Origin of the sequence: Xanthomonas sp. WHRI 8932A (genome assembly GCF_035012785.1) — a bacterium.
Classification (GTDB): Bacteria; Pseudomonadota; Gammaproteobacteria; order Xanthomonadales; family Xanthomonadaceae; genus Xanthomonas.
In genome coordinates this window covers 463710-473359 of sequence record NZ_JAYGQQ010000003.1, presented here as the reverse complement: position 1 = coordinate 473359, position 9650 = coordinate 463710, and the positions used below count along the sequence as shown (strand labels likewise).

Below are 9650 nucleotides of genomic sequence, written 5' to 3'. Positions count from 1 at the left end.
CTGCTTCTGCTTCTGCTTCTGCTTCTGCTTCTGCTTCTGCTTCTGCTTCTGCTTCTGCTTCTGCTTCTGCTTCTGCTCCTGCTCCTGCTTCTGCTCCTGCTCCTGCTTCTGCTCCTGCTCCTGCTCCTGCTCCTGCTCCTGCTTCTGCTCCTGCTTCTGCTCCTGCTTCTGCTCCTGCTCCTGCTCCTGCCCCTGCTCCCGCTCCCGCTCCCGCTCCCGCTCCCGCTCCCGCTCCCGCTCCCACCATCTATCAGCCACGCAACTGCCTGCGTCACTCCCTTCTCCCGCATGCGGGAGAAGGTGCCCGAAGGGCGGATGAGGGAAGCCCTACAGAGCCAAAAAAAGGCCACCCGAAGGTGGCCTCTCTCAACTCGCCGACTAGCTCTCAGCGAGTACTTACTTCACCAGCGCAGCAATCGCCGCACCCAGATCGCCCGGCGAACGGACGGTCTTGACGCCAGCGGCTTCCATCGCCGCGAACTTGCCTTCGGCGGTGCCCTTGCCGCCCGATGCGATCGCACCGGCGTGGCCCATGCGCTTGCCGGCCGGAGCCGACGCACCGGCGATGAAGCCGACCACCGGCTTCTTCACGAACTGCTTGATGTACTCGGCACCGGCTTCTTCGGCGTCGCCGCCGATCTCGCCGACCATGATGATGCCTTCGGTCTGCGGGTCTTCGTTGAACAGCTTGAGGCAGTCGACGAAGTTCAGGCCGTTGATCGGGTCGCCGCCGATACCGATACAGGTGCTCTGGCCCAGGCCCACTTCGGTGGTCTGCTTGACCGCTTCATAGGTCAGGGTGCCCGAACGCGACACGATGCCGATCTTGCCCGGCTTGTGGATGTGGCCCGGCATGATGCCGATCTTGCACTCGCCCGGGGTGATCACGCCGGGGCAGTTCGGCCCGATCAGCACGGTGCCCGGATGCGAGCGGGTCAGCACGTTCTTGACGCGCAGCATGTCCAGCACCGGGATGCCTTCGGTGATGCAGACGATGACCTTGATGCCGGCCGCAGCCGCTTCCAGGATCGCGTCGGCCGCATACGGCGGCGGCACGTAGATCACCGACGCATCGGCGCCGGTGTTCTGCACGGCGTCGGCCACGGTGTTGAACACCGGCAGATCGATATGCGTGGTGCCGCCCTTGCCGGGGGTCACGCCGCCGACGACCTGGGTGCCGTACTCGATCATCTGAGTGGCGTGGAAAGTGCCCTGCTGGCCGGTGAAGCCCTGCACGATCACCTTGGTGTTCTTGTTAATCAAAACGGACATGGATAGTTCCTTCGGTGTCGTGAATCAGGCGGCGTTCTTGACAGCTTCAACGACCTTCTTGGCACCGTCGTTGATGTTGTCGGCCGGGATGATGGCCATGCCACTGTCGCGCAGCAGCTGCTTGCCTTCTTCCACGTTGGTGCCTTCCAGGCGCACCACGACCGGAACCTTGACGCCCACTTCCTTGACCGCAGCGATGATGCCTTCGGCAATCATGTCGCAGCGGACGATGCCGCCGAAGATGTTGACGAAGATGCCTTCGACCTTGGCCGAGGACAGGATCAGCTTGAACGCCTCGATGACGCGCTGCTTGTTCGCACCGCCGCCCACGTCCAGGAAGTTCGCCGGCTCGCCGCCATTGAGCTTGATGACGTCCATGGTGGCCATGGCCAGGCCTGCGCCATTGACCATGCAACCGATGTTGCCGTCCATGGTGACGTAGTTGATGTCCAGCTCCGAAGCGGTCACTTCGGTCTCGTCTTCCTGCGTCTTGTCGCGCATGGCGATCAGCTGCTTCTGACGGAATGCGGCGTTGTCGTCGCTGTCGAACTTGCCGTCCAGCGCGTACAGGTTGCCGTCGTCCAGGATCGCCAGCGGGTTGATTTCAACCAGCGCCAGGTCCTTTTCGTTGAACAGGCGGTACAGGTTCACCATGATGCTGGCGAACTGGCCGGCCTGCTTGGCGTTGAGGCCGAGCTTGAAGCCGAAATCGCGACCGTGGTAGCCCTGCACACCTTCGACGAAATCGACATTGAGCGAGTGGATCAGCTCCGGCGTTTCGGCAGCGACCTGCTCGATCTCCACGCCGCCTTCGGACGAGGCGATGTAGGTGACGGTCTTGGTGCCGCGGTCGACCAGGATCGACAGATACAGCTCCTTGACGATCTCGCCGGCGGTGGTCACCAGCACCAGGTTGATCGGAAGCTCGACGCCGGCGGTCTGGTAGGTCGACATCTTGGTGCCGAGCATCTTGGCCGCTGCGGCCTTCACATCGTCGGTGGTCTTGCAGAACTTGACGCCGCCAGCCTTGCCGCGGCCGCCCGCGTGGATCTGCGCTTTCACCATCCAGGGGCCCTTGCCCAGGGAATTGGCGACTTCAACCGCTTCGTCCGGGGTCGCTGCGACCTTGCCGGCCGGAACGGGGATGCCGTACTCGGCAAGCAGCTGTTTTGACTGGTATTCGTGGAAATTCATGCGTCACCGTGGGAAAAGGAAACGACCGCTGCGTGTAACGCAGACCGCCGGGGCGGCACGTCGAAAGACGCGAACGGGCCGCCTATTGTGGCCGACCACGCCGTGCGGCGCAAAATTCGCAGGCATTGCCCGTCCGATCGCCGCGCTTGCGCGCCGCCCGACAATGTGCGCACGCGCTGTGCCCAGGACCGCACCTGCCTATACTCGCGGCTTGTTACGGCGGGGAATCGGCTTGACCTCCATTGCATCGCTCATCGCCCGGGTGCAGTCCGCGCCGCAGCGCGAGCTGTACTTCTTTTCGTTGTACCGGGTGCTGGTGGCCGGGCTGATCGCCGCATTGGTGTTCAGTCCCTTGTCCGACGCCATTCCCGAGCCGCGCTACCCGCGTCTGGCTGCCGGAGTGGCGATCGGCTACCTGTGCATGGCCATCCCGCTGTTGTTCTGGGGCCGCAGCGAACGCCGGCTGACCGCCACCGTGTTGTGCGCGGTGGTGGCCGACATCCTCGCCGCCACCCTGGCCACCCACGCCCTGCCCGGCGCCAGCGCCGGCATCGCGATGATGCTGCTATTCAATGTCGCCGCCGCCTCGATTCTGCTACGGCTGCGCTACGGCATGAGCGTGGCGGTGCTCGCCAGCATCGCCATCGTGCTCGAATATCTATGGACGCTGCTCGAAGGCGGCGCCACCCGCCCGCTGGCCGAGCTGGCGATGTTTGCCACCAGTTACGTGGCGGTGGCCTACATCTGCCAGCAGATCGCCGCGCGCGCGCGCAGCAACCAGGTGCTGGCCGAAGAACGCGGCGCGCAGGTCGCCAATCTGTACGAGATCAACGAGCTGATCATCCGGCGCATGCGCACCGGCGTGCTGGTGGTCGACACGCATAACCGCATCACCCTGGCCAACGAAGCGGCACTGGCACTGCTTGGCGATGGCGACCAACGCAATGCGCCGGCGGATCTGTCGCTGGCCGCGCTCACCCCGGAGCTGGCACGCAGGCTGCAGCGCTGGCGCAGCGGCTGGCGACAGGAAGAAGCGCCGCTGCAACTCGGTGCCGACCGTCCGGAAGTGCAGCCGCGCTTTGTGCGCCTGCTCGCCGACAGCGACCTGGTGCTGGTGTTTCTGGACGATGCCACGGTGGTCTCGCGCCGCGCCGAATCGCTGACCTTGTCGGCGATGGGGCGGTTTTCGGCCAGCCTGGCCCACGAGATCCGCAACCCGCTGGCCGCGATCAGCTACGCCTCGCAATTGCTGGAAGAATCCCCCGACATCGGCGATGCCGACCGCCGCCTGCTGCAGATCATCCATCAGCAGTGCCAGCGCACCAACGGCATCGTCGAAAGCGTGCTCGGACTGGCCCGTCGCGAACGCGCCAGCCCGGAAAACCTGGATCTGGCCGCATTCGTGCGCCGCTTCGTGGTCGAATATCGGCAGACCCTGTCGATGGAAACCGACATCCTGGAGGCCAGCATCCAGGGCAGCTCGGTACATGCCCTGGTCGACCCCAAGCACCTGTATCAAATTCTCACCGCCCTGGTCCATAACGCGCTCAAGTACGGCCGCGTCATGGACGAACCGGCTCGGGTAAAGCTGCGCGTGGAGCGGCAGGAGCGCATGGCGGTGATCGATGTCGTCGATCGTGGCCCCGGCATCCCGGAGACGGTGGCCGCGCAACTGTTCCGCCCGTTCTACACCACCTCCGAACACGGCACCGGGCTCGGCCTGTACATCGCCCAGGAGCTGTGCCGCGCCAACCAGGCGCAACTGGACTATGTACCGGTTCCCGGTGGGGGGGCGTGTTTCCGGATTGCCTTGCAGGGGCCTAATAACTTGCAGGGTAAGAGCAACTAACAGAAGGACTGCGCACCCGCCAGGCAGACGCGGCCGGTGCTCGAAGTCGGCATGTATCACTACTCGTACGCGCCGTTTCCCCCGCGCCTTCCGCGCCCCACCTGACGTGCTCGCTATGTTTTGTGAGCTGCTCTAAGTGAGTTTGCCGATTCGGGCGTTTCGCGATTGCGTGTGTGGGCAGCGCTGGTTCGCCGCTGCTTTATTGCGCGTGGGCATGCGTCCGATGTGCGGCGACGTCCACACTGCATCTGGTCTATGGGCGATGCTTTCGAGAACAGCATGCCGATGATCAAACGCTTGAAAACGGCTGAAAAAGCAGCTGCCACTCGAACAAAGGGCCGCGTGTGAATCAGATCGCATGTGCCCGGGAAGCGCGCCGAGGCCTTGATGGCCGTCCGACACCTCTGGCCCGCGTCCCGCCCGATCCGTTGAGCCACCCTGCCACGCCATCGTTGCAGGCAATTGTCGATTGTCATCACGCTGGGCTATCGTGCGCACCATGAGCGAACCCAAAAGTGCCCTGGTTGTCGATGACGAGCGTGATATCCGCGAGTTGCTTGTTCTCACCCTGGGCCGCATGGGCCTGCGCATCAGCACCGCCGCAAACCTGGCCGAGGCCCGCGAGCTGCTGGCCAGCAACCCCTACGACCTGTGCCTGACCGACATGCGGCTGCCCGACGGCAACGGCATCGAACTGGTCACCGAAATCGCAAAGCACTATCCACAAACCCCGGTCGCCATGATTACCGCGTTCGGCAGCATGGATCTGGCGGTGGAGGCCTTGAAGGCAGGCGCCTTCGACTTCGTCAGCAAGCCGGTGGACATCAGTGTGCTGCGCGGCCTGGTCAAGCACGCGCTGGAATTGAACAACCGCGACCGCCCTGCACCGCCCCCGCCGCCGCCCGAACAGGCCAGCCGCCTGCTTGGCGATTCGACCGCGATGGAGAGCCTGCGCGCCACCATCGGCAAGGTCGCGCGTAGCCAGGCGCCGGTGTATATCGTCGGCGAATCCGGCGTGGGCAAGGAGCTGGTGGCACGCACCATCCACGAGCAAGGCGCCCGCGCCGCCGGCCCCTTCGTTCCGGTGAACTGCGGCGCCATTCCCGCCGAACTGATGGAAAGCGAGTTCTTCGGCCACAAGAAGGGCAGCTTCACCGGCGCGCATGCCGACAAACCCGGCCTGTTCCAGGCCGCGCACGGTGGCACGCTGTTCCTGGACGAAGTGGCTGAGCTGCCGCTGCAGATGCAGGTCAAGTTGCTGCGCGCGATCCAGGAAAAATCGGTGCGCCCGGTCGGCGCCGCCGGCGAAACGCTGGTGGACGTGCGCATCCTCTCGGCCACGCACAAGGACCTCGGCGACCTGGTCTCCGACGGCCGCTTCCGCCATGACTTGTATTACCGCATCAACGTGATCGAACTGCGCGTGCCGCCGCTGCGGGAGCGCAGCGGCGACCTGCCGCAACTGGCCGCGGCCATCATTGCGCGTCTGGCGCGCAGCCACGGCCGGCCGATTCCGCTGCTGACCCAGTCTGCCCTGGACGCGCTGGACACGTACGGTTTTCCGGGCAACGTGCGCGAGCTGGAAAACATCCTTGAGCGCGCCCTGGCCCTGGCCGAAGACGACCAGATCAGTGCCACCGACCTGCGCCTACCCGCTCACGGCGGCCACCGTCTAGCCGCGACGCCGGGCAGCGCAGCGGTCGAACCGCGCGAAGCCGTGGTCGATATCGACCCCGCTTCCTCCGCCCTGCCCTCCTACATCGAGCAGCTCGAGCGCGCCGCGATCCAGAAGGCACTGGAAGAAAACCGCTGGAACAAGACCAAGACTGCCGCGCAGCTGGGCATCACGTTTCGGGCGCTGCGCTATAAGCTGAAGAAGTTGGGGATGGAGTAGCTGAAAGGCCGGGATTGGGGATTCGGCAGCGGGATTCGTAAAAGCGGGCAGCCGGCTTCGATCATGCTTGCCGGCGAGGTCGCGGTGACTGAAGCGTCGCAAGCGCGGTAGTCGCTGCTAGCGATGGCTAAAACACAAAAAACTGGAAAGTGTGTTTCCCAGGCTATTCCGATTCCCCAATTTAATTTCCGCTCCTTGCCCATGCGGATGATCTCGGACGGGGCGATCATCCCAATGCGCGGCCGTCCTCATACCCAGCAGCGCAACCCCGATAGCAATCCAAAGCTGGCATTTAACCAACCATCAAGCGGACGAAGCGCTGCGGTCGGCGCTCTTTGCAAATCCCCAATCCCGATACCCAATTCCGCGCCCACTCAATCCTTCGTCATCCGATTGATCTCATCCAGGCCGGTCACTCCATGTCAAGCCTTCAACATCGAATGAAGCAGGTCGACGTCGCAGATCTGGGACTCAACTAGCCAAAGATTGGGGCTCTTGCGAATCCCCAATCACGACTCCCGAATCCCCGCTCACTCAGTCCTTCGTCACCCGATTGATCTCGGCCAGGCTGGTTACCCCATGCGAAGCCTTCATCAACGCCGACTGGCGCAGATCGCGGATGCCAACCCTCTGTGCGGCCTCGGCAATCTGCATCGCATTGCCGCCTTCCAGCACGATCGCGCCGATCTCGTCGGTCATCGGCATGACCTGATAGATACCGGTACGACCCTTGTACCCCTCGGTACACTCATCGCAGCCCACCGCCTCATACAGCTCGATGTTCGCGATCTGCTCGGGCGTGAAGCCTTCCGCCAGCAGCGCATGCTCCGGCAGCGTCGACTTACGCTTGCAGTTGTTGCACAGCCGCCGCGCCAAACGCTGCGCGATGACCAGCGTGACCGACGAGGTGATGTTGTACGGCGCAATGCCCATATTCATCAGACGCGCGATGGTCTGCGGCGCATCGTTGGTATGCAGCGTCGACAGCACCATATGGCCGGTCTGCGCCGCCTTGATCGCGATCTCGGCGGTCTCAAGGTCGCGAATTTCGCCGACCATGATGATGTCCGGATCCTGGCGCAGGAACGATCGCAGCGCCGCCGCAAACGTCATGCCGCGCTTGACGTTCTGCTGTACCTGATTCACGCCGGGCAAGCGGATTTCGACCGGATCCTCGGCCGTGGAAATATTGCGTGTCTCGTCGTTGAGAATGCCTAGCGCCGTATACAACGACACCGTCTTGCCCGAACCGGTCGGCCCGGTCACCAGCACCATGCCATAGGGCTTGTGGATCGCATCCAGGAACAGCTTCTGCTGGTCCGCCTCGTAGCCCAGCTTCTCGATACCCAGCTTGGCTGCACTGGCGTCCAGGATACGCAATACCACCTTTTCGCCGAACAGCGTCGGCAGGGTACTCACGCGGAAGTCGATCTGCTTGGTCTTGGACAGGTTGAGCTTGATTCGCCCGTCCTGCGGCACCCGCTTTTCCGCGATATCCAGCTGCGACATCACCTTCAGGCGCGCCGCAATGCGCTGACTCAACTTCACCGGTGCCTTGGCCACGTTCTTCAGCAAGCCGTCGATGCGCAAACGCACCCGATAGTCGTCTTCATACGGCTCGAAATGGATGTCGGAGGCTCCCCGCCTGATCGCATCCACCAGCACCTTGTTGACGAACTTCACCACCGGCGTGTCGTCACCCTTGGCATCGACCCCGGAATCCCCGCCGGCGCCCATGTCCTCGTCCCCGGACGACACATCCAGGTCACCGATGTCGTCATCGTCATTGCCGAGCGATGAACCTAGCGACGCATTACTGGCCTGCCACTGCTCAAGCGTCCGGCGGATCTGGTCCTCATCGACCAGAATCGGCTCGACCACCAGATTAGTGTGAAACTTGATATCGTCCAGCGCCCGGGTCTGGGTCGGGTTGCTCACCCCCACGAACAACCGGTTGCCGCGCTTGAACAGCGGCAGCACCTGGTACTTCTGGAGCAACTCCTCGCTGACCAGCTTGACCGCGTTCTGGTTGGCATCGAAAACAGACACGTCCATCAAGGGCATGCCGAACTCGACCGCATTTGCGGCCGCCAACTGCGAGGCAGAAACGAGCCTTTTCTCCGAGAACCATTGAGGCAATGGGACCTTCGCAAGAGCAGCCTGGTCCATCGCGCTTCGAGCAGCGCCCTCCTCTAGGGCGCCATCCTGCACCAGCCTACGAGCAATTCCGGTAATTCCTACAAGATTTGCAGTCAATGGGATGCTCATCGTTCACCTCAACATCAGTACAGCACTTATAAATCCAACCGCGGCGCGATCAAGCCCCTCATCTGCAGGCTTGAGGCAAATACTTTGCCTGAAGTGTAGTGCCGGACCCATCACACCGCCACACTGTTGAGCCTGCGCCAGACCAGTCAGGTATCAGCTGCAACTGTGAGCTGCGAATGGATTGGCTGGCGCTCTGATTAGCAAACGCTACTGTTATGACACCACCAGCACCGACAGTGACGGACGACACATATTTGCCCTTGATGGTGTCAGCATTCCCTAACCCAGCCTGAGAGTTCGACGTCGGCGAAACGCTTTGAGCCCAGTGAAACTCCTCCACCGCCACCTTGGCACCTGAGGCGAGACTTAAACCTTCCGCCACCTGGGCTCTTATTAGATAATCCTGATATGCAGGCAATGCAATTGCAGCAAGAATGGCGATGATGGCGACCACAATCATCAGTTCAATCAAAGTGAATCCGCGAACCCTCACTTTGCCCCCTTTGAGCTTTACACTCAAGCAGAAGTAAAAAAGCCCCGGACGAGCCGGGGCCTTTCAAAACAACCCGATGTTACGGGGCCGCAGTGCGGCAAGAAGTAGGCAGGTACTTCTGATCAATCGTGGTACCGGCGGTGCAGCCCCAGCTGATCGAACCGTTGTTGTCAGTCGGGGTTAGGACAAGATTCTTGCCACTCAGCTTTGCATTCGTAGCGTTGAACGCTGCGGTGATGATCCCACCCGCTCCCACCGTCACAGACGTCACATACTTTCCCTTGATGTTCGCGGCTGCTTCAAGACCAGCGGCAGCATTGTTGGCCGGGAATGCGCCAGTGTTAGCGAAAGTTTCAGCCACAGCGGTCTTCGCGCCTGAAGCAAGCGAAAGTCCTTCCGACACCTGCGAGCGAGCCAAGTAATCCTGGTAAGCCGGCAAAGCAATAGCTGCCAGGATCGCGATGATCGCTACGACGATCATGAGTTCGATCAAAGTGAAACCATTTTGCTTCTTCATTGTATACGTCCCCTAGAGAGTTGAATGATTCATTTTTGAGTGATTGCTAACTAACGTCACATCTTTTGGCCACACGCGCATCAAAGGCAAGCACAATTCATGCCAACTCACTCTACCGAAGCACGCCCCGAAGCAATGGTTGCAGACAAAGCCATTCCAGGAA

Annotated in this window: 8 protein-coding genes and 1 other RNA gene; 3 read left to right on the top strand and 6 right to left on the bottom strand. The window is 62.1% G+C overall.

Translation table 11 applies throughout. The features are described from left to right. The 3 genes from VC212_RS07110 to sucC all read right to left on the bottom strand — a co-directional run. On the bottom strand, positions 1 to 258 hold a 258-nt coding region (locus VC212_RS07110; RefSeq protein WP_323514580.1), incomplete at its 3' end, for a hypothetical protein. 138 nt (positions 259 to 396) lie between these two features. Then, positions 397 to 1272, bottom strand: a complete 876-nt coding sequence (gene sucD, locus VC212_RS07105) for a succinate--CoA ligase subunit alpha (protein ID WP_323514581.1) — start codon at positions 1270 to 1272, stop codon at positions 397 to 399. 24 nt (positions 1273 to 1296) lie between these two features. Beyond that, positions 1297 to 2466, bottom strand: coding sequence for an ADP-forming succinate--CoA ligase subunit beta (gene sucC / locus VC212_RS07100; RefSeq protein ID WP_115513680.1), 1170 nt, complete (start codon positions 2464 to 2466; stop codon positions 1297 to 1299). A gap of 232 nt (positions 2467 to 2698) precedes the next feature. Between sucC and VC212_RS07095 the strand changes: the two genes are divergently transcribed. From VC212_RS07095 to VC212_RS07085, 3 genes are all read left to right on the top strand, one after another. Next, complete coding sequence (locus VC212_RS07095) at positions 2699 to 4315, top strand: HAMP domain-containing sensor histidine kinase (protein ID WP_055848891.1); 1617 nt, start codon at positions 2699 to 2701, stop codon at positions 4313 to 4315. Positions 4316 to 4366: 51 nt separating this feature from the next. Further along, positions 4367 to 4444: non-coding RNA, sX9 sRNA (locus VC212_RS07090), on the top strand. Positions 4445 to 4814: 370 nt separating this feature from the next. Beyond that, positions 4815 to 6209: a sigma-54 dependent transcriptional regulator gene (locus VC212_RS07085; RefSeq protein ID WP_323514582.1), complete on the top strand. Its 1395-nt coding sequence runs from the start codon at positions 4815 to 4817 to the stop codon at positions 6207 to 6209. 534 nt (positions 6210 to 6743) lie between these two features. Here the strand turns inward: VC212_RS07085 and pilB are convergent. The 3 genes from pilB to VC212_RS07070 all read right to left on the bottom strand — a co-directional run bounded on the left by pilB (position 6744) and on the right by VC212_RS07070 (position 9487). Further along, entirely contained in the window at positions 6744 to 8477 is a 1734-nt protein-coding gene (gene pilB / locus VC212_RS07080; RefSeq protein WP_323514584.1) for a type IV-A pilus assembly ATPase PilB, read from the bottom strand. Positions 8478 to 8535: 58 nt separating this feature from the next. After that, positions 8536 to 8970 carry a pilin gene (locus VC212_RS07075; protein WP_323514806.1) on the bottom strand — a complete coding sequence of 145 codons (435 nt, stop codon included), beginning with the start codon at positions 8968 to 8970 and terminating at the stop codon, positions 8536 to 8538. 79 nt (positions 8971 to 9049) lie between these two features. After that, the gene (locus VC212_RS07070; RefSeq protein ID WP_323514585.1) at positions 9050 to 9487 is read right to left on the bottom strand and encodes a pilin; all 438 of its coding nucleotides are present in this window, start codon (positions 9485 to 9487) and stop codon (positions 9050 to 9052) included. Positions 9488 to 9650: the final 163 nt, after the last annotated feature.